The sequence below is a fragment of the Streptomyces sp. NPDC107538 genome, assembly GCF_055657445.1.
The window spans coordinates 159,736-181,148 of the sequence record NZ_JBVKAY010000011.1 but is presented as its reverse complement, the minus strand read 5'-3'; the positions used below and the strand labels follow the sequence as shown (position 1 = coordinate 181,148).

Below are 21,413 nucleotides of genomic sequence, written 5' to 3'. Positions count from 1 at the left end.
CCGAACAACGGCAAGCGTCCGACCCGCGCAGACAGGAGCAGGAAATGAAGCACCGCATCATCGTCCTCGGAGCCGGCTACACCGGGACCACCGCCGCCGGGCGCCTCGCCAAGCGGCTGCACCGCGCCGATGTCGCCATCACCCTCGTCAACGCCGAGCCCGACTTCGTCGAGCGCGTCCGGATGCACCAGCTCGCGGTCGGGCAGGACCTCAAGCCCCGCCCCTTCGACGAGATGTTCGCGGGCACCGGCGTCGAGGTGAAGCTCGCCGAGGTCGCGGGCATCGACGCCGACCGCAGGACCGTCACCGTCGTCGACAAGCACGGCGCCGGGGAGCAGGAACTGGAGTACGACACCCTCGTCTACGCCCTCGGCAGCGGCTGGAACCCCCAGGGCGTCCCCGGCACCGCCGAGCACGCCGACGAGATCTCCAGCCGCCCCGGAGCGCTCCGGCTGCGCGAGCGGCTGGCCCGGCTGGAGGCGGGACAGCCCGTGGTGGTCGTCGGCGGCGGGCTCACAGGCCTGGAGGCCGCGACCGAGATCGCCGAGGCCCGCCCGGACCTGGACGTCGCCCTCGTGGCCCGCGGCGGCTTCGGCGACTGGCTCTCCGACAAGGGCCGGGACCATCTGCGGAAGGTCTTCGCCGGGCTCGGCGTCACCGTGCACGAGCACACCTCCGTCAGCGCCGTCGAGGCCGACCGCGTCCTGACCGACACCGCGCCCGTTCCGGCCGCGGTCACCGTGTGGGCCACCGGCTTCGCCGTCCACCCCATCGCCGAGGCCAGCACGCTGGAGGTCTCCGGCACCGGCCAGATCGTGGTCGACGCGACCATGCGCTCGGTCTCGCACCCCGAGGTGTACGCCATCGGTGACACGGCCTTCGCGATGGGCCCCGGCGACAAGCCGCTGCGGATGTCGTGCGCCTCCGGTGTCTTCACGGCATGGCAGGCCGCCGACACCATCGCGGCCCGGCTGACCGACGCGAAGCTCCCTGACGTTCCGATCCGCTACGCCCAGCAGTGCATCTCGCTCGGCCGCAAGGAGGGGCTGATCCAGTTCGTCACCGCGGACGACCGGGCCGTCCCCAAGGCCCTCACCGGCCGCTTCGCCGCCTTCTACAAGGAGATCATCTGCAAGGGCGCGGCCTGGGCCGTCGCCCACCCGACCGTGGGCATGCCGGTCCGGCGCCGCCGCACGGCCCAGCCGGCGGGACGGACGGACCAGGCGGGGCAGGCGGAGTCGGCGGTCGAGGCCGCGGCTTGAGACGCCATGCGGGGCGGCGCGCCGGGCGGGCTGGGCGGGCTGGGCGGTGCCGGATGCCGCGGGAGGGCATTCGGCGCCGCGGCTGCTGGTGGACGTACTCGACGTACTCGACGTACTCCTTGGGGATCACGGCCCGGCTGTCGTGGATCGGATCCGGCGCTCCGGATACCGCCTTCCGTAAAGCCGTGTGGCCGCTCCGGGAACAGCCGGTCCGGCCGGCGTGGTTGCATCGACCGAGACACCGGTGCCGCGCGCCCGGAGCAAGACGTAGGCGTATTCCCGCAGGAGGACTTTTTCATGGCTGACCGGCCGCTGACGCTCATGGCTGTGCACGCTCACCCCGACGACGAGGCGACCGGGACCGGAGGGGTCCTCGCACGGTACGCGGCGGAAGGCATCCGCACGGTGCTCGTGACATGTACCGACGGCGGTTGCGGTGACGGACCGGGCGGTGTCAAGCCGGGCGAACCCGGGCACGATCCGGCGGCGGTCGCCCTGATCCGCCGCCAGGAACTCGAGGCGAGCCGTGACGTCCTGAAGATCAGTGATCTGGAGACGCTGGACTACGCCGACTCCGGGATGATCGGCTGGGCCGGCAACGACGCCCCCGGATCTTTCTGGCAGACACCCGTGGAGGAAGGCGCGGCCCGACTCGCGGAACTCATGCGGCAGTACCGGCCCGATGTGGTCGTCACCTACGACGAGAACGGCTTCTACGGCCACCCCGACCACATCCAGGCCCATCGCATCACGATGGCGGCGCTGGAGATGACCACGCTGACACCGAAGGTCTACTGGACCACGATGCCCCGCTCGATGATGCGGCGGTTCGGCGAGATCATGCGCGAGTTGCAGCCGGAGATGCCGGAGCCGGATCCCGCCGAGGCCGCCGCGATGGCCGAGATCGGCCTTCCCGACGACGAGATCACCACGTGGGTGGACACCACCGCGTTCAGCGGTCAGAAGTTCGACGCGCTGGCCGCGCACGCCAGTCAGGGCGAGAACATCTTCTTCCTCGGGATGGGCAAGGAGAGGTTCGGCGAGTTGATGGGCGTGGAGACCTTCGTCCGCGTCCGGGACACCACCGGCGCGGCCGTACCCGAGAACGATCTCTTCGCCGGACTGCGCTGACCCGGGCGGGCGTCCCGGTACCCGTGGCTCGTCGTACGGTCGCCTCACCAATGACCGCTGCCCACCAGGTAGACGATGTCGATGACGACGGCGAGGAACAGCGCGGGGAGAGCGAGACCTTTCGCGATCGAGGTCAGGGTGCTGGTCCCGCTCGCCGCCCGCGTCGTGTAGCGCTCGCGCCGTGCTCCCAGCTCACGCCGGGCGAGGGCGACGGTGAGGAGCGCCAACACGCCGGTGATCAGGCTCACGGTGAGCGGGGTGAGCACTCCGAGGTCGTGGATGTGCTTCTCGATCTGGCCGCTCTGCCCGGCCTTGCCTCGCTGGGTGACGGCCGTCACTCCCCTCTCGATGGCCAGGACGAGCGTGACCACCGCCGCGACGGCGAGGGCGACGGCGGCACCGGCGAGGACGGGGGCGCGGCGGCCGGGGGACGACGGATCCGTGCGCGTACGGGGTTCGGTGGTCCGGGGTGGGGTCGTGCGGGGCGGGGGCGTCCGGGGCGGGGGCGTCCGATCTGCAGTGGTCCGGGGCGGCGTAGGCGGAGGGGGTGGGATGCGCTGGGCCCCGACGATCACGGTGTCCCTTTCGCTGTTCGGGCGGTGCGTCGGCCCGGTGGGGGCGTCCGGGCTTCCGGGTGGGGATTGCGGGTCGGTGTCGTGTTCCTGGGCCGGGCCCACCACCGCCTCGACGTGGATCACCGACTCGTCGGCCACGCCCTTCAGCACGATGTCGCCGGACAGCTGCCCTTCCGCGGCCGTGTCGACGTGGACCTCCAGCCCGCGCCGCGTCGGGTCGACCCGCAGCCAGCCGTGCTTGGGCTGGGCCACGCAGTGACGGGCCAGGGGTGGACCGTGCAGGGTCACGGACCGCTTCCGGGGCGGGGAGCCCCTCGGCACCAGGCCGAAGTCCAGATGGGCCGGGGACGGGGACAGCCGGATCTCGCGCAAGGCATGGGACGCCAGGTCGGCGATCTGCTGGATGTCGTTGCGGGCGACCTCCTCCAGGCGCTGACGCGCCCCTTCCGCCATGGGCAGTTCCTCGTTCCGCAGCCGTCTGGACAGCTCCATCACGGCGCCCTGCCGGGTCAGGAAGTCCTCGCTGTTCAGGGCGGCTTGCAGGGAGGGCGGCGAAGGCAGTGCGGCGATCTTGATGCGGCCTCGGCGGCTGTGGGCCAGGTGCAGTTCCCCCTGCAACTCCGCCGCTTTCTTGGGGGTTTGATGGGGGTTCTGGTCCCGTACCTGTCTGTAGACGTACTCGTAGAGGTCGTCGAGCGAGACCTTCCCGTCCGCGTCGAGGTCGGCGTCACCGGTCTCCAGGCCCTCGACCACCGCGTGCGTGAACACCGAAGGCCGTGGAGCGGAGTTCTCGGAGAGCTCGTTGCCCTCGAAGGCGTACTCCATGGAGTCGGAGGCGGTGATGACGGCCCAGCCCCGTCCGCTGACCGGCTCGTCCTTCGCGAACGACTCCAGGACGTGGACGTCTCCGGAAGCGCGCACGGAGGAGGAGCCCCGGGAGAAGGCGCCGCCGTAGCAGCAGTCGAGGAACAGGACGGTGCGGCCCGCGCGGGTGTCGGACATGCAACCGCGCACGAACTGGGACGCGACGGCGGTGGCCGCCAGGAGTGGGGGCTCGGTGTCGCTCGCGGCGAAGTACAGTTCGCCGGACTCGCTCTTGAGGCCGTGGCAGGAGAAGTGCAGCAGGAGTGTGTCGGCACGGCCGCGCTCGGTGAAGAAGCGCTGGATACGTCTGCGCATGAGGTCGGCCGGCGCGTTGTGGACGACCTCGACCTCGAAGTCGCCGATCTGCGGGTCGTGCAGCACCCGTTCGAGGGCAGCGGCGTCCTGGGCGGGTGCTCTGAGTTTCTTGAGACCCTGGTCCGTGTACCGGTCGTTGGCGATGATCAGCGCATGCCGGGAGTCCGTCATGACTCGGCTCCAGCCGGGGAATGGCGCTGGACGAAGAACTCGAACGCCTCGGTGATCCGTTCGTCGGTCGCCTCGGACACCTCCAGGACGTCGTCGCCCATCTGCAGGCGCAGGGACGAACGGGTGTCGTGCCTGCGGCCCAGCCAGGACCGGATCACGGTCACCACCTGACCGAGCGCGTTCGCCGAGCTGCCGAGGGTCACCAGCAGGGCGCCGATCTGGGTCACGTCGACGGCCCGGGCTCCGGGGGGCGCCTCTCCGCCGGTCAGCGTCGTGACGTCGTCCACGTCCAGTTCGAGCAGTTCATCGCGGAGATAGCGGGTCAGGTCCGCGACGTGCTCGGCTTCCGAATCCTCTTCGGTGAGGAGGATGTGCAGGGTGTTCTCCACCGGTCAGCCCCTTTGCTCGCGCTTCTCGGGGCGGCGCGGAGTCGGACGGTCGGTGGGCTCCACGTCATCATCTACATTTTCCGCCGCCCCGTTCGGGGCGGCAAGTCGACTGCGGGGGCATGCACTTCACGGTTCAACCGTGTCGGGACATCCGGGGTCAGTCGAACGCGAAGGAGGCGACGACGGGGGCGTGGTCGGACTCGGGGTACTTGACGTCGGTGGCGAAGGCGATGGAGTCGTCGTGCAGGATCTCGTTGTGGATCTCCGAACCCCGGTAGTGGGCGAGGAGGTTGCGGGTGACGAGCATGTGGTCGATCATCTGGCCGCGGCCGTGGTGGAAGAGGGTGTAGCGGGCCTCGGCGGGGATGGTGTGCTCGATGGGGACCAGGACCCGGGTGGCGAGGTCGCCGTTGTTGGTGTCCTCCACGTTGCCGCAGATGGCCAGGACCGGGACTTCTCCGGGTTCGGCGTTGAAGTCGCCGGCGACGACGACGCGGGCGTCCGGATCGTCGTCGAGGATCTGGTCGATGAGGCGCCTGACTTCCAGGGCCTGGCTCATGCGCTTCATGGACGACAGGAAGCTGCCCTCGGCCCAGCTGTCGGCGCTGTTCCAGATGCCCTTCACGGGATCGAGCACCTGTCCGGGGATGTCGCTGGGGATCTTGGACTTGAGATGCACGTTGATGACGTGCAGCAGACGGCCGGGGGCACCGTGGTCGATGTCGATCTGCGCGTGCAGGATGGGCCGTTCGATACCGATCGCGACCGGGGCGGTGTCGGGGGGAATGGCGGTGAGCCGCTGATAGCGCGGCTTGTTGACCAGGTCGTTCTTCAGCTGTTGGTGCTTGAGGACCGGCAGTTGGGTGGCGATGACCAGGTTGCGTACGTCGAAGACCGCGTCGCTCTCGGGCTTGGTGCTGGTCAGGGACGCGCCGTCGAGGTTGGTCCCGGCGAGGAGTTCCTTCAGCGCGATCAGGTCACGCGGCTGTCCGGGGCGTTCCTGACCGTGCACTTCCTGGAAGCAGGCGATGTCCGCCCGCAACCGCGTGATCTGCGGTTTCATCAACGCGATGCGTTCGGCCAGCGACGGGAACCTGTCCGGGTCGGCGTCCGCGGCGCGCTCGTCGAAGTTCTCCAGGTTGAACGTGGCTATCCGAATCGATGTCACGAGTACCTCCAGGGCTCGCTGTAATACACACCAATATCCCATGAAATAGGGCGATTCACCCGTTCGCCCTGTGGGGGTGGGCATGGGGAGGTTGGGGGAGGTTGGGGGCGGCGCGGTGGCGGGTGCGGTGGCGGGTGCGGTGGTTTCGAGCCGGTCTCTAGGTCTGGTCAAGCGGGCGCCGTAAAGGTGTCGTCGATCAAGCGAGAGGTGGCGGGGCGTTCGGGAGCCGGTGACGGCGGCGCGGACGGGAACCGCCGATCCACGCGCGACGGCACCGTGACGAGAAGGCGGACTACGGCGTGATCAGCAGACTGCCTCGGCCCCATCCCGACGACGACAGCGAACGCGACGTCAACACCCGTGTCGGCTCTGGTGTCGGCGCCCGGGACGCGTCGATCGTGATCGTCGGGCTGGCGGCTGTCGAGGGGGCGCCTGAGGTCGTGTGCCGGGCGGGCGGGGGCGGGCCGGTCGGGAGGCGGGTGCCGTGGGCGGCCGACGGGGTCGCGGCGTTCTTCGGGGACTCCGTGCGTGGGGCCTCCCGGGAGCGGCTCGGGGCGTTGCAGTTGGTGTGGGCCGCGCTGGAGGACGCCGGGATCGTGCCCGGTGCGCTGCGCGACGCCGATGTGGGTGTGTTTCTCGTGGCGGCGGAGACCGAGGAGCAAGACGCCGGCGGGGGGTCGGAGGGACTGGCGGGGCTTGTGGGGGGCGATCTCGGCTGGGGGCGCGGGCCCCGGGTGACCCTCGGGGCGGAACTGCCGGTGGGGGCGGCGATCGAAACGGCCGCCGAGCAACTGCGCCAGGGTGCGTGCGAGGTGGCCGTGGCGGGTTCGGGCACGGGTTCGGGTACAGGTACAGGTACAGGTACGGCGACGGTCGTGGTTCTGCGGAGGGAGTCCACCGCCGTACGGGCCGGTGAGTGTGTGCTCGCGCCGGTGGAGGCGTTCGGGTCCGGCGGTCCGCGCGCGACCGGCGGTGAACAGACGCCCGCGCGCACGTCACTTGTGCCGATCGTGGTGTCCGGGCTGAGCGATGCCGCCGTGGCGGCGCTGGCCCGGGATCTGCTCGCCCGGTTCGAAGCCGATCCCGAGCTGTCGCCGGCCGATCTGGGACGGTCGCTCGCGACGACCCGGACGACCGGACTCGGGCGGCGGGTCGTGCTCCTCGCCGCCGAACGGGCGGACGTGGTACGCGGGTTGCGGGCCGTCACCGAGGGCGGGTCCGTCCCACTGCTGTTCCGTACGGAACCCGGCGCGCGGGCCGAGGGCAGTGGCCGCGCGGTGTACGTGTTCCCCGGGCTGGGCTCCCAGTGGCGGGGCATGGCGCTCGATCTGCTGGACGCCTCCGAGGTGTTCCGGTCCCGGATGGCAGAGTGCGCGCGGGCTGTCGATCCTCTCGTCGCGTGGTCGCTCGACGAGGTCCTGCGCGGTGCGCCGGGCGCGCCGACGTTGGAGGACGTGGATGTCGTCCTGCCGGTCCTGTTCGCGGTGAGTGTGTCGTTGTCCGCGCTGTGGAGGTCCTGCGGGGTGGAACCCGCGGCCGTCGTCGGCGCCAGCCTCGGGGAGATCGCCGCCGCCCATGTCGCGGGTGCGCTCACGCTGGACGAAGCCGCGCGGGTGGTCGTCCTGTGGAGTCGGATGCAGGCGGAGGCCGCCGGGGAGGGCGAACTGGCCGCGGCCGCCCTGTCGCCCGACGAACTCCGTCCGCTGCTCGACGCCGAACGGCTGCGCGGCCGGGTCCACTTCGCCGGGGGCAACGGTCCGCGCTCCGTGCTGTTCGGCGGGGAGCGCGCCGCCGTGCACAAGGTCGTCGAGACGCTCACGGCCAAGGGCGTACCGGCCAAGGGGCTGAACCTCGGTCTCGCCGCGCACACGCCGGGCGTGACCGTCGACTCCGCCGCGTTCCTCTCGGGGACGGCCGCGATCGCGCCGACGCCCGCCACCGTGCCCTTCCACTCCTCCGTCACCGGCGGCGAGTTCGAGACGACGGGTCTGGACAGCGCGTACTGGCTCCGCAATCTCGCCTCCGAGGTCCGGTTCGAGACGGCCGTACGTGGCCTGTGGGCGGCCGGGCACGACACGTTTCTCGAGGTCAGCCCGCATCCCGTGCTGCTCGGTGGGGTGCAGGAGACGTTGGAGGACGTCGGTGCGGGTACCGGGGCAGCCGCGTCCGGGGCCGTCGGCACCCTGCGCCGGGGGCAGGACGGGGTCACGGAGTGGCTGACGGCAATGGCACGGCTGCATGTGCGCGGGATCGACGTGGACTGGGCCGCCTTCTTCCGGGGCCGTGGCGGTCGGCGTGTCGCCCTGCCGACGTACCCGTTCGGCGTCGAGGGAACGGGCCGGGGAGGAGAGGACTCGGCGGCGGGAGCGGCCGAGGGCGCACCGGCCCAGGGCGCGCATCCCACCGCCCCCGGCCCCGGCGGGTTGTCCCTCACCGGACTCACGGCGAGCGAACGGGCGTACGCGGTCGAGGAGTTCGTACGACACCACGTGGCCGCGGTGCTGCGGCACGGCGACCCGGACGCGGTCGACCTGGAGGGCGGCTTCCTGCAGTCGGGCTTCGACTCGTTGCAGGCCGTCGAGCTGCGCAACCGGCTGGTCGAAGCGACCCGGCTGCGGCTGCCCACGACGCTGATCTTCGATCATCCGACCCCCGCGTCCGTCGCGCGGCTCGTCGGAGAGCTGCTGGCCGCCCGGGGAGAACGGGGGTCCGGGCGCCGCGCGGAATCGGCGGTGCTCGACCGACTCGACGCCCTGGAGGGCGAATTGCTCGCCTCCGGTCTGCTGCACGACGGTGACGACGGCTCGGGGAGCGTTCCCGGGCGGGAGCGTGTGGCGGCACGGCTGCGGGAGCTGCTGGAGCGGCTGGCGCCGGGCGAGGAGGACGAGTTCGGGGACGAGTTCGGGGACGTGTCCCTGGAGGAGTTGCTCGACCTCGCCGACAACGAACTGCGCGGGTCATGACGTACACGAAGTGCATGAAGTGCATGAAGTACACGAACTTCACGACGTACACGAACTTCACGACGTACACGACTTACGCGGCGCACATGACGGATGTGACGTAGCGGAACGAGCGGAATCCCCCCCCACGCACACGAAAGGCCACGCCCCATGACGAGCGGTGCGAAGAACGGGACGGCCGGTGCCGCGACCGGCGACGGCAAGGTCATCGACACGTTGAAGCGGCTCACCCTCGACCTGCGCCACACCCGGCAGCGGCTTCGGGACGTCGAGGAGTCGGCCCGCGAGCCGATCGCGATCGTCGGGATGGCCTGTCGCTTCCCGGGCGGGGTCGAGTCCCCCGAGGATCTGTGGCGTGTGGTGGCGGAGGGCCGGGACGTGATCGCGCCGCTGCCCACCGACCGGGGCTGGGACGCGGGCCTGTACGACCCTGATCCGGGGCGGCAGGGCACGGTCTACGTCCGGGAGGGGGGCTTCCTCGACGACCCGGGGGCCTTCGATCCGGCGTTCTTCGGGATGGGCACCCGGGAGGCGCTGGCGACCGACCCGCAGCAGCGGCTGCTGTTGGAAACCTCCTGGGAGGCCGTCGAGCGGGCGGGGATCGACCCGGTGTCGCTGCGGGGCAGCCGTACCGGTGTCTTCGCGGGGGTCATCTCCCAGGACTACGCGGGCCGACTGCGCAACTCCCCCAACGAGTTCGAGGGTTACCTCGGCAACGGCAGCACCGGCAGTGTGGCGTCCGGCCGGATCGCGTACACGCTCGGTCTCGAAGGACCGGCGATCAGCGTCGACACGGCCTGTTCCTCGTCGCTGGTGGCCCTGCACCAGGCCGCGCAGGCGATGCGGGCGGGCGAGTGCGATCTGGCGCTGGCGGGCGGGGTGACGGTGATCGGGTCGCCGCTGTGGCTGCTGCAGTTCAGCCGGCAGCGCGGGCTGGCGGCGGACGCGCGATGCAAGCCGTTCGCCGCCGCCGCGGACGGCACGTCGCTCGGCGAGGGCGTCGGGATGCTGCTGCTGGAGCGGCTGTCGGACGCGCGCCGGAGCGGTCGGCGGATCCTCGCCGTCATCCGGGGGTCCGCGGTCAACCAGGACGGTGCGAGCAGCGGGTTGACCGCACCGAGCGGGCCCGCGCAGCGCCGGGTGATCCAACAGGCCCTGGAGCGGGCGGGGTTGGCGCCCGCCGACGTGGACGCGGTGGAGGCGCACGGCACCGGTACGAGGCTCGGTGACCCCATCGAGGCGCAGGCGCTGATCGCCGCCTACGGCCAGGACCGCCCCGCCGAACGGCCGCTGTGGCTCGGCTCGCTCAAGTCCAACATCGGGCACCCCCAGGCCGCCGCCGGGGTGGCCGGTGTGATCAAGATGGTGAAGGCGATGGAGCACGGGGTGCTGCCGCGCACCCTGCATGTGGACGCGCCGAGCCCGCACGTGGACTGGTCGGCGGGCGCGGTCGAGCTGTTGACCGAGGCCCGGGACTGGCCGGACGCGGAACGGCCGCGCCGGGCGGGCGTCTCGTCGTTCGGCGTCAGCGGCACCAACGCGCATCTCATCCTGGAGCAGCCGGAACAGCCCGAGCCGGGCGCCGAATCCGGGCCGCCCGCGGAGGCGGACCAGACGCGGACGTGGCCCACCGGGGTGCCGTGGGTGCTGTCCGGGCGGAGCGGCGACGCGCTGCGGGCGCAGGCCGGGCGGCTGGCGGCCCATGTGACGGAGCGTCCGGAGCTGACGCGGGCGGAAGTGGGGGCTGCGCTGGCCCGCGGCCGGTCGGTGTTCGAGCACCGGGCGGTGGTCCTCGGTTCCGACCGGACGGAACTGCTCGCGGGGCTGACGGCCCTGGCGGATGGCCGCCCGGCGCCCGGCCTGTTCCACGGCCGGGTCACCGCCGACAGCCGTGCCGTGCTGGTGCTCTCCGACCACGGCCTGGCGCGGGACATCGACTGGGCGGCCCGGCTCGTGCTGACCTCGCCGGCGTTCTCCCGGCGGCTGGCCCACTGCCAGCGGGCGCTGGCCAAGGTCGGCGACCACGCGCTGCGCGGCGGTGCCTTCCCGGGCTCCGAACCGACCGTGCGGTGGGCGGTGCTGGTGGCGCTCGCCGGGGTGTGGGAGGAGCACGGCGTACGGCCCTCGGCAGTGGTCGGTGAGGGGGTGGGTGAGATCGCGGCGGCCTGTGTGTCCGGCGCGCTGTCGCTCAAGGAGGGCGCGCAGGCGGTCGCGCACGGCATCGGGGTGGAGCCCGAGGAGGGCCGGATCCCGCTGCTGGGGACGTCCTCGACCCCGCTCGACGAAGCCGTCCGTACGTTGCGGGCGCGGGGGGCCGCGCTGTTCGTGGAGGTCGGCGCGGCGTCGGCGGTCGCGCCTCGGATCACGGCTGCGCTGGAGGGTCAGATGGCTTTGGAGGGCCACGCAGCCGGGGAGGGGCACCCGGCCCGGGAGGGCCACACGGCCCGGGAGGGCCACACGGCCCGGGTTGGGCGCGCGGCTCGGGAGGAGCGCGCGGCTCGGGTCGTGGTTTCTCCGGTGGGTGGGGCGAGCGGGGCGGACGACCTGCTGCCCACGCTGGCCCGGCTGCATGTGGGTGACACGGCCGTGGCCTGGAGCGCGGCCTTCCCCGATCTGCTGCTGGCGGGCCGCCCGCCGGCCGATCTGCCGACGTACGCCTTCCAGCGGCGCCGACACTGGTTGGACGACAGCCCCCGTACCCTCGACGCCGCCGCGGCCGGTCTCGCGCCCGCGGACCATCCGCTGCTCGGGGCGACCGTGGAACTCCCGGAGGACGGGGACGGCGGTCTGTTGTTCACCGGCAGTCTGTCGACGGCCACTCAGCCGTGGCTGGCCGACCACGCCGTGGCGGGCATGGTGCTGCTGCCGGGCACGGCGATGCTCGAACTGGCCCGGTGGGCAGGCGAGTTCACCGGCTGCGACCGGGTGACGGAGCTGACCCTGCACAGCCCGCTCGAACTGTCCGCCGAACCGCGCGCGAGCCGGGCGATCCGGCTCCGGCTGACCGACGCCGACGCCACGGGACGCCGACGCCTCACCCTGTCCTCCCGGCCCGGCCCTGACGGGCCGTGGACGCGCCACGCCACGGGAACCCTCGACACGACCGACGCGGACACGGCGGCACCCCGGCCCGACCTGGTCACCTGGCCGCCCGCGCACGCCGACGGCGTGGACGCCACACGCGTCGACATCGACGGCTTCCACGGGCGGGCGGCGGCCCACGGCATCGTGTACGGGCCCGCGTTCCGGGGACTGCGGGCGGTGTGGCGGCGCGGCGACGAGGTGTTCGCCGAGGTCGCCCTGCCGGAGGGGACACGGCAGGACGCCGGGCGCTACGGAGTGCACCCGGCGCTGCTCGACGCCGCGCTCCAGGCCTGGTACGCGGCGGTTCCCGGGGCGGTGGAGCAGCGGTTGGTGCCCTACGCCTGGCAGGGGGTGACGGCGCCGGGCGTCGCCGGTCCGGGTGTGCTGCGGGTACGGCTCGCGCCGGCGGGCGGGGCGGCTCATGGCGTGGACGGCGCGGCCGCCACCGCCAACACCGGTGCCGACAGCGGTACTTCGGTGTCCGTGGAGGTCGTCGACACGGTCGGCGCGCCGGTGGTGGCGGTGGCGGCGCTGCACCTCAGGGCACTGGGTGGGGGACGGGACGGCGCCGCCGGTGTGGCCGTCAACGCGGGCGTTGGCGCGGGCGCGGGCGCGGGCACGGATGCGGGTTCGCATACGAGTGCCGGTGCTGGTGCCGGCACGCTGCTGCGCACCCGGTGGGTGCCGTACGCCGGGGCGGGCCTGCCGGGCGGCGCCGGGGTGGTCGTCGCGCTCGGGGGGCCGGACGCGCTGCCACACGCACTGCCGGTGGCCGTAGATGCCCCGTACGCCGGGCTCGTCGACCTGGGTGCGGCGCTCGCGGCCGGGGCGCCCGCGCCGGATGTGGTCCTGATGCCGCTCACCGGGGACGGTGACCTCGCGGATGTCCCGGGGGCCGTGCACACGGCGACCTCCGGTGTCCTGGCCGCGCTGCAGTCCTGGCTCACCCTGCCGGTACCGGCCACGAGTCGGCTGGTGGCGGTGGTGCGGGAGCGGGACGGTGAGGCCGGGCTCGTCGACGACGCCGTACGCGGTCTGGTCCGCAGCGCACGCACCGAGCACCCGCGCCGGTTCGGGCTGCTGTCCCTCGCCGACGGCGAGACGCCGGAGCCGGAGGTCTTCGCGCAGGCGCTGGGCGCCCTCCGGGAGGAGCCGGAGATCGCCGTACGGCACGGGAGGCTGTGGGTGCCGCGCCTGGCGGAGGCAGCGTCGGCACCGTACGCACAGACGCCGGCCCGTACGCCGGACCCCGACGGCACCGTGCTGATCACCGGAGGGACCGGCACCCTGGGCGGGCTGGTGGCCCGGCATCTGGTGGGCCGGGGGGCCCGGCGTCTGGTGCTGACCGGGCGGCGGGGTGAAGCGGCGCCGGGGGCGGCCGAGTTGGCGGCGGAGCTGACCGCGGCGGGGGCCGAGGTGACGGTGGTGGCCTGGGACGCGGCGGACGCGGGCGCCCTGGCGGCGGTGCTGGACGGCGTACCGAAGGAGCATCCGCTGACCGCCGTCGTACATGTCGCCGGTGTGACCGACGACGGGGTCCTCGCCTCGCTCACCGACGACCGGCTCGGCACCGTGCTGCGGCCGAAGGTGGACGCCGCCTGGCAGTTGCACGAGCTGACGCGGGGGCTGGACCTCGCCGAGTTCGTGACGTTCTCGTCGGTGTCCGGCACGTTCGGCGCCGCCGGGCAGGCGAACTACGCGGCGGCCAATGTGTTCCTCGACGCCCTCGCCCGCCACCGGCGCGCCCAGGGGCTGCCCGGCCTGTCGCTGGCCTGGGGCCCGTGGGCCGAACGCAGCGCGCTGACCGGGGAGTTGACGGAGGCGGACTGGGCTCGTATCGGGCGGGACGGTGTGCGTGCCCTGGCCACGCGGGACGCGCTCGCTCTCTTCGACACCGCCCGGCTGACGGCGGGGGCGGTCGAGGAGCCGGTGCTCGTCGCGCTGCGGCTCGACATGGCCCAGGTGGAACAGCGGCACGCCTCCGGCCGGCTCCTGCCGCTGCTGCGCTCGCTGGTGGACGGCTCCGACGCGGCTTCCGGGACCGTGCCGCAGCCGGACACACCCGCCACCACCCCCGGCACCAATGCCGCCACCGATATGAACGGCCGGGTCCCGGCGGCCTCCTCCTTCGCGGAGCGGGTGCGGGCGATGTCCGAGGCGGAGCGCAGGCGGGCGCTGCTCGATCTGGTCCGTGCACACGCGGCGCGGGCGCTGGGCGAGGGGACGGCCGAGGACATCGAGCCGGACCGGGGCTTCGTCGATCTGGGCGTCGACTCGCTGGCGAGCCTGGACCTCCAGGAGAAGCTGCACGAGGCCACCGGCGTCGATCTGCCGAGCACCCTGATCTTCGACCACCCGACCGCCGCCGCGCTCGCCGACCACCTGTACGCCGAGCTGACCGACACGACGGACGACGCGGACGACGCGGCCTCCGCCTCCGCCGGGTCGGCGCTGGCCGAGGTGGACCGGCTGGAGGCGTTCCTCGCCTCGTTCGCCGAGCACGCCGACGCCGAGGCCAGGGGGGTGGTCGCCCATCGGTTGCGGGGCCTGGTGTCCCGCTGGCCCGGTGGCCCGGGAGCGGACGACCGCGTCGGCACGGGCCACTGGGGAGCACCATCGGCGGACCTCGCCTCGACGGACCTCGCGCCGACGGACCTCGCCTCGGCGTCCGACGACGAACTCTTCGAGGTTCTCCAGCAGATGCGCTCCGCCGACAGCGGAGTGCCGTCGAACCACCAGCGTCTTTAGGAGCGGGCTCACGTGTCGCAGTCATCGACGTCACCGTCGCAGCAATCGCCCTCGCCGCAGGGGGCGTCGCAGTCACAGGTGGACAAGTTCCGTGAGCATCTGCGCTGGGCCACCGCCGAACTGGGCGAGGCACGGCGTCGGGTGGCCGAGCTGGAGGGGGCGGGACACGAGCCCGTCGCGATCGTGGGGATGGCGTGCCGGTTCCCCGGCGGCGTCGACTCACCCGAGTCGCTGTGGCGGCTGGTCGCGGAGGGCCAGGACGCCATCGGCGCGGTGCCGGCCGATCGGGGCTGGTCCACCGAGGAGTTCCACGGCGCCGGCGACGCACGGTCCGACGCCTCCCCCGCCTGGAAGGGCGGGTTCCTGGACGCGGTGGGCGACTTCGACCCGGCGTTCTTCGGCGTCAATCCGCGCGAGGCCGTGTCCATGGACCCGCAGCAACGGCTGCTGCTGGAGGTGTCGTGGGAGGCGTTGGAGCGCGCCGGTATCGACCCGACGACGCTGCGCGGCACCCGCGTCGGCGTCTACACGGGGCTGATGTACCACGACTACGCCACCCGCCTGGACGAGGGGGACGAGGACGCCGCGGGTTTCCTGGGCAGCGGCACCTGGGGCAGCGTCGCCTCCGGCCGGATCTCCTACACGCTGGGGCTGGAGGGCCCGGCCGCCACCGTCGACACCGCGTGCTCGTCGTCGCTGGTCGCCCTGCATCTGGCCGTGCAGGCGGTACGGCGCGGGGAGTGCACCATGGCGCTGGCGGGCGGGGTGACCGTGATGGCCACGCCGGGCACCTTCACGGGCTTCGACCGGCTGGGCGGGCTGGCACCCGACGGGCGCATCAAGTCCTTCGCCGCCTCCGCCGACGGCACGACGTGGAGCGAGGGCGCCAGCATGCTGCTCGTGGAGCGGCTGTCGGACGCGCGACGGAACGGGCACCGGGTCCTCGCCGTCGTCCGCGGCTCCGCCGTCAACCAGGACGGCGCGACGAGCAGCCTGTCCGCGCCGAACGGCCCCTCGCAGCAGCGGGTCATCCGCGCCGCGCTGGCCGAGGCCCGCCTCTCCCCCGACCTGGTGGACGTGGTGGAGGCGCACGGGACGGGGACGAAGCTGGGCGACCCGATCGAGGCGCAGGCGCTGCTCGCGACGTACGGCCGGGACCGTGAACAGCCGCTGTGGCTGGGCTCGTTCAAGTCGAACGTCGGGCATACGCAGGCCGCCGCCGGAGTGGGCGGTGTCATCAAGATGGTCATGGCCATGCGGCATGGCGTGCTGCCCGCGACCCTCCACGTCGACGCGCCGACCCCGCACGTGGACTGGTCGGCGGGCAAGGTGGAACTGCTCACCGAGCAACGGGACTGGCCGGCGACGGACCGGCCCCGCCGCGCCGCCGTCTCCTCCTTCGGCGTCAGCGGCACCAACGCGCATGTGGTGCTGGAACAGGCGCCCGCCGAAGCCCCACAGGCGACGGACGAGCCCGCCGAGCCGCTCACACCGCTGGTGCCTCTGGTGTTCTCCGCCCGTGACACCGCCGCGCTGCACGCTCAGGCCGCGCGCCTGGCCACCCATGTCGCCGATGGCGAGGGGGACATACGTGACACCGCCCGCGCCCTGCTGTCCGGGCGTACCGCGTTCGGCCACCGGGCCGTGGTCCTCGGCCGGGACCGGGACGAACTCCTCACCGGTCTGCGGGCGCTGGCGGCCGGGTCCGAGGCGCCCGGTGTCGTCATCGGACAGGGCAGGTACGAGCGCCCGGTGTTCGTCTTCCCCGGCCAGGGCTCGCAGTGGATCGGCATGGCCACCGAACTCCTCTCGACCTCCGAGGTGTTCGCCCGCTCCATCGCCGACTGCGAGGCCGCACTCGCCCCGCACGTCGACTGGTCGCTCACCGAAGTCCTGGGCAGCGGTGAGCCGTTGAGCAGGGTCGACGTCGTACAGCCCGCGTTGTTCTCGGTGATGGTCTCGCTCGCCGCGCTGTGGCGCTCCCTCGGCATCGAACCCGCCGCCGTCATCGGCCACTCCCAGGGCGAGATCGCCGCCGCCGTCGTCGCCGGAGCGCTCACCCTTCAGGACGGTGCCAAGGTCGCCGCGCTGCGCAGCCGGGCCATCCTCAAGCTCGCCGGACAGGGGGGCATGGTCTCGCTGCCGCTCCCCCACGACGAGGCCACCGGTCTGATCGCCCGTTGGCGGGAGCGGATCAGCGTGGCCGCCCGCAACAGCCCCCGTGCCACCGTCGTCGCCGGTGACGCCTCGGCGCTCGACGCACTCCTGGCCCACTGCGAGGAGAAGGGGATCCGCGCCCGTCGGATCGACGTCGACTACGCCTCCCACACCCCGCACGTGGAGGCCATCGAGGACGACCTCACCCGGCTCCTGACGGGCGTCACCCCCCGTACCGGCACGGTCCCCTTCTATTCGACGGTCACCGGTGAACCCGTCGACACGGCCGGGCTCGACGCCGGGTACTGGTACACCAATCTCCGGCGGACCGTGCGGCTCACCGACGCGCTCCGGACGGCGGTCGCCGCGGGCCACACCGCGTTCGTCGAGTGCGGCCCGCACCCCGTCCTCACCCACGCGATCGACGAGGTACTGGAGGACGCCGACGCCGCCGCCTTCACCGTCGGCTCCTTGCGCCGCGACGAGGGCGGCTGGGCGCGCTTCCTCACCTCCGCCGCCCACGCCCACACCCACGGTCTGCCCGTCGACTGGGCCGGAGTCCTGGGCACCGGTGACCGCGACCCCGATCTGCCGACCTACCCCTTCCAGCGCAAGCGGTACTGGCTGGACGCCCCGCCGAGCGCCACCGCCACCGCCGACGTCCGTGCCGCCGGGCTCGACCCCGCCGGCCACCCTCTGCTCGGCGCCACGCTCACACGCGCCGACGACGAGGTGGTGCTGACCGGCAGGCTGTCGGCGAAGGCACAGCCGTGGCTCGCCGACCACACCGTGTGGGGCACGGCGCTGATGCCGGGAACGGCGCTGCTGGACCTCGCCGTACGCGCCGCCGACCAGGTCGGATGCGCGGTGCTGGAGGAACTGACGCTCCAGGCACCGCTGATCCTGCCCGAGGACGGTGAAGCCCTGCGGCTTCAGGTCTCAGTGGGAGCGGCCGACGACGGCGGCCGACGGTCGGTGGCCGTCCACTCACAAGCCGTCCACTCACAGGCCATCGGCTCGGGAGCCGTCCACTCACAAGCCATCGGCTCGGGAGCCGTCCACCCAGATGCCGTCCCCCTACGGCGGCCGGAGGAGGAGACGGCGGTGGCGGCGGCGGCAGGTGATGTGCCCTGGACGTGTCACGCGACCGGTTTCGTCGCCCCCGGCACCGGTCCCCGCACCGGTCCCGGCACCGGCCTGCCCGACTGGGATCTGGCGCAGTGGCCTCCGGCCGGGGCGCGGCCGGTGGAGCTGGCCGGGCTGTATCCGCGCCTCGCGGAGAGCGGGCTCGGATACGGGCCGGTTTTCCAGGGGCTGCGCGCCCTGTGGCGGCGTGACGACGAGTTGTTCGCCGAGGCCGTGCTGCCGCAGGAGCAGCACAAGGCCGCCGGGGGCTACGGGATCCACCCGGCGCTGCTGGACGCGGCGTTGCACGCCAGTCTCGCCGAGGGCGTCGACACGGTCCGGCTGCCGTTCTCGTGGACAGGCGTCACGCTGTACGCGACCGGTGCCACGACCCTGCGCGTCCGCCTCACGGCCCGGGGCGAGGACGGGTTCGCGCTGGCCGTCGCGGACCAGGACGGAGCCCCGGTCGCCGAGGTGGAGTCGTTGGCGACCCGGTCGGTGGCCGAGGAACAGCTCGTTGCCGCCCGCGGTCCGGAGCGGGACCGGCTGCTGACGGTGGACTGGGCCGACGTCCCTCTCCCGGACACCGCGCGGGACCTGCCGGAGGCCGGCCGGACGGTCGTCCTCGGCGCGGACGGCCTGGGCCTGGATCTGGGCTTCGAGACATGCGCCGACCTGGACTCCCTGGCGACGCTCGCCCCGGCGGCGACGCTCGTCCTGTCCTGCGCGGGGGAAGATCGGCCCGAGTCGGACACGCCGGGGGCCGCGCGTGCCGAGGTGCACCGTGTGCTCGGCATCGTGCAGCGGTGGCTGGCGGACGAGCGGTTCGCGGACGGAACGCTGGCCGTGGTCACCCGGCGCGCGGTCGCGGCCGGTGACGGCGAGAGCGCCCGGGATCTGGTGCACGCCCCCCTGTGGGGTCTGCTGCGCTCGGCGCAGTCCGAGTACCCCGGCCGGTTCGTGCTGGTGGACGTGGACGGGCGGGAGTCCTCGCGTGCCGTGCTGGGCCGGGCCCTCACCTCCGGCGAGCCGCAACTCGCCCTGCGCGAGGGGCGGTTGTCGGCGCCTCGGCTGGTGCGGGCGTCGGCCGGGCGGACGCTCCGGCCGCCGGTGGACGGCTCGCCGTGGCGGCTGGACACGGCGGGCAAGGGCACGTTGGAGAACCTCGCGCTGCTGCCGTACCCGGAGGCGTCGGCGCCGCTGGCCCCGGGTCAGGTGCGGGTCTCGGTGCGGGCGTCCGGTGTCAACTTCCGCGATGTGCTGCTGGGCCTCGGTGTGGTCGACCAGACCGTCATGGGCGGCGAGGCCGCGGGCGTGGTCCTGGAGGTGGCGCCGGACGTCACGGACCTCTCTCCCGGGGACCGGGTGATGGGCATGGTCCGGGGCTCCTTCGGCCCGGTCGTGGTCGTCGACCACCGGCTGCTCGTGCCGCTGCCGGAGCACTGGACGTACGCGGAGGGCGCGTCGGTGCCGGTCGCGTTCCTGACGGCGTATCTCGGTCTGGTCGAGCTGGCGGGCCTGCGGGCCGGTGAGTCGGTGCTGATCCACGCGGCCACCGGCGGTGTGGGGCTGGCCGCGCTGCAACTGGCCCGGCAGGTGGGCGCCGAGGTGTTCGCGACGGCGAGCCCCGCCAAGTGGGAGACGCTGCGCGGGCTCGGCGTGCCCGAGGACCGGATCGCGTCCTCCCGGACCCCGGACTTCGAGGAGCGGATCCGGACGGCGGCCGGCGGACGCGGAGTCGACGTCGTCCTGAACTCGCTCGCGGGCGAGTTCGTGGACGCCTCACTGCGGCTTCTCACCCCCGACGGCGGCCGGTTGCTGGAGATGGGCAAGACCGACATCCGTGACGCCGAGCGGGTCGCGGCCGACCATCCGGGCGTCTCGTACCTCTGGTACGACCTGGTCTCGGCCGACACCGAGCACGTCGGCCGGATGCTGGCCGCGCTGATGCCGCTGTTCCACAGCGGGGTGCTGCGGCCGCTCCCGACGGCGTCCTGGGACGTCCGGCGCGCCGAGGACGCGTTCCGCTTCATGAGCCGGGCCCGGCACATCGGCAAGCTGGTGCTCACCATGCCGCCGGCCGCGTTCGACCCGGACGGGACGGTGCTGATCACCGGTGGTACGGGCGCGCTGGGCGGGCTGGTGGCGCACAGGCTGGTCACCGAGCACGGCGTACGGCGTCTGCTGCTGCTCGGCCGTCGTGGTCTCGCGGCCGAGGGCGCCGACGCCCTGCGGGCCGAACTGGTCGCGGCGGGCGCGGAGGTGACCGTCGTCGCCTGTGACAGTGCCGATCGCGAGGCGCTCGCGGCCGTGCTGGCCGAGGTGCCCCCCGAGCATCCGCTGACCGGGGTGGTGCACGCGGCCGGTGTCCTCGACGACGCGCGGGTGGGCAGGCTGACGCCCGAGCGGGTCGACGCGGTGCTGCGGCCCAAGGTGGACGCGGCCTGGCATCTGCACGAGCTGACCCGGGACATGGATCTCGCCGCGTTCGTCCTGTTCTCCTCGGCGTCGGGCACGCTCGGCACCCGGGGCCAGGCCAACTACGCGGCGGCCAACGTCTTCCTCGACGCCCTCGCGGAGCGGCGGCGCGCCCAGGGGCTGCCCGGAGTCTCGGTGGCGTGGGGCCTGTGGGGGCGGGCGAGCGGCATGACCGGCCATCTGGACGCCACCGATCTGGCGCGGCTGCGCCGGGTCGGCGTGGGCGCGCTGTCCGACGCCGAGGGGCTCGACCTGTTCGACGCGGCGCTCGGTTCCCCTCGGGCGCCGGTGGTGGCGATGCGGCTGGACATCGGCGCGGTCCGCGCGTCGGGCGACGTCCACCCCCTGCTGCGGACGTTGGTCGGCGCCCCGGCGCGCAGGGCGGTGGCGGCCACGGGCGGCCCGGCCGGTGCGGTGCCGGGTGCGCCGGGTGAGACGGGTCTGCGGGACCGGCTGGCCGCACTGCCGGGCACGGAGCGCGGCCGGAGGCTGCTGGACCTCGTACGCGATCAGGCGGCGCTGGTCCTGGGACACGCGACGAGCACGGTGATCGGCCTCGACCAGGCGTTCAAGGAGCTGGGCTTCGACTCCCTCACGGCGGTGGAACTGCGCAACCGCCTGGCCACGGCCACCGGACTGCGGCTCCCGGCGACGCTGGTCTTCGACCATCCGACGGCGACGGCTCTCGCCGAACACCTGCTGCGCGAACTGGGCCTCGACCCGGGGCCGCTGGAGCGAGCCCACGCCACGGACGACCTGGACGCCGATGGCATCCCGGGCGCCACCGACGACGACATACGCCGGCTGCTCGCCACGATCCCGCTCGCCCGGTTGCGGGAGTCCGGGCTGCTGGCGGCCCTGTGGGAGCTGGCCGGGACGGCCGAGGAGGCGTCCGGGGGCCCATCACGCGCTCCGGACGACATCGACGGCCTGGACGCGGACGATCTCATCGAACTGGCGCTCGGCGCCGGCGAGCAGTGACC

At 73.3% G+C, this 21,413-nt stretch carries 7 protein-coding genes and 1 pseudogene; 5 read left to right on the top strand and 3 right to left on the bottom strand.

The window, feature by feature from the left end:
* Positions 1 to 44: 44 nt before the first annotated feature.
* Both ACZ7MG_RS32145 and ACZ7MG_RS32140 read left to right on the top strand, forming a co-directional pair.
* On the top strand, positions 45 to 1,262 hold the full coding sequence (locus ACZ7MG_RS32145; RefSeq protein ID WP_471381520.1) for an NAD(P)/FAD-dependent oxidoreductase: 1,218 nt from the start codon (positions 45 to 47) through the stop codon (positions 1,260 to 1,262).
* Positions 1,263 to 1,559: 297 nt separating this feature from the next.
* Positions 1,560 to 2,393 (top strand): PIG-L family deacetylase, encoded by an 834-nt coding sequence (locus ACZ7MG_RS32140; RefSeq protein ID WP_471381517.1) that lies wholly within the window; start codon positions 1,560 to 1,562, stop codon positions 2,391 to 2,393.
* Positions 2,394 to 2,437: 44 nt separating this feature from the next.
* Here ACZ7MG_RS32140 and ACZ7MG_RS32135 read toward each other — a convergent pair whose 3' ends face one another.
* From ACZ7MG_RS32135 to ACZ7MG_RS32125, 3 genes are all read right to left on the bottom strand, one after another.
* Positions 2,438 to 4,318: a caspase family protein gene (locus ACZ7MG_RS32135; protein ID WP_471381515.1), complete on the bottom strand. Its 1,881-nt coding sequence runs from the start codon at positions 4,316 to 4,318 to the stop codon at positions 2,438 to 2,440.
* Positions 4,315 to 4,707, bottom strand: coding sequence for a hypothetical protein (locus ACZ7MG_RS32130; RefSeq protein WP_471381513.1), 393 nt, complete (start codon positions 4,705 to 4,707; stop codon positions 4,315 to 4,317). The genes ACZ7MG_RS32135 and ACZ7MG_RS32130 overlap by 4 nt, the downstream gene beginning before the upstream one ends.
* Positions 4,708 to 4,864: 157 nt before the next feature.
* On the bottom strand, positions 4,865 to 5,875 hold the full coding sequence (locus ACZ7MG_RS32125; protein ID WP_471381512.1) for an endonuclease/exonuclease/phosphatase family protein: 1,011 nt from the start codon (positions 5,873 to 5,875) through the stop codon (positions 4,865 to 4,867).
* Positions 5,876 to 6,174: 299 nt separating this feature from the next.
* Here ACZ7MG_RS32125 and ACZ7MG_RS32120 point away from each other — a divergent pair, with 299 nt between their 5' ends.
* The 3 genes and pseudogenes from ACZ7MG_RS32120 to ACZ7MG_RS32110 all read left to right on the top strand — a co-directional run.
* Complete coding sequence (locus ACZ7MG_RS32120; RefSeq protein WP_471381511.1) at positions 6,175 to 8,838, top strand: acyltransferase domain-containing protein; 2,664 nt, start codon at positions 6,175 to 6,177, stop codon at positions 8,836 to 8,838.
* A 150-nt stretch (positions 8,839 to 8,988) separates the two neighbouring features.
* Positions 8,989 to 14,670 carry a type I polyketide synthase gene (locus tag ACZ7MG_RS32115; protein ID WP_471381509.1) on the top strand — a complete coding sequence of 1,894 codons (5,682 nt, stop codon included), beginning with the start codon at positions 8,989 to 8,991 and terminating at the stop codon, positions 14,668 to 14,670.
* A gap of 114 nt (positions 14,671 to 14,784) precedes the next feature.
* Positions 14,785 to 21,411 (top strand): annotated as a pseudogene (locus tag ACZ7MG_RS32110) (type I polyketide synthase); the annotation flags it as partial.
* Between the last annotated feature and the right edge of the window lie 2 nt (positions 21,412 to 21,413).

What these genes read in the sequence shown, in the direction of transcription:
- ACZ7MG_RS32145 (WP_471381520.1), top strand. Translation starts at nt 45, where the DNA reads ATGAAGCACCGCATCATCGTCCTCGGAGCCGGCTACACCGGGACCACC.
- ACZ7MG_RS32140 (WP_471381517.1), top strand. Translation starts at nt 1,560, where the DNA reads ATGGCTGACCGGCCGCTGACGCTCATGGCTGTGCACGCTCACCCCGAC.
- ACZ7MG_RS32135 (WP_471381515.1), bottom strand. Translation starts at nt 4,318, where the DNA reads ATGACGGACTCCCGGCATGCGCTGATCATCGCCAACGACCGGTACACG.
- ACZ7MG_RS32115 (WP_471381509.1), top strand. Translation starts at nt 8,989, where the DNA reads ATGACGAGCGGTGCGAAGAACGGGACGGCCGGTGCCGCGACCGGCGAC.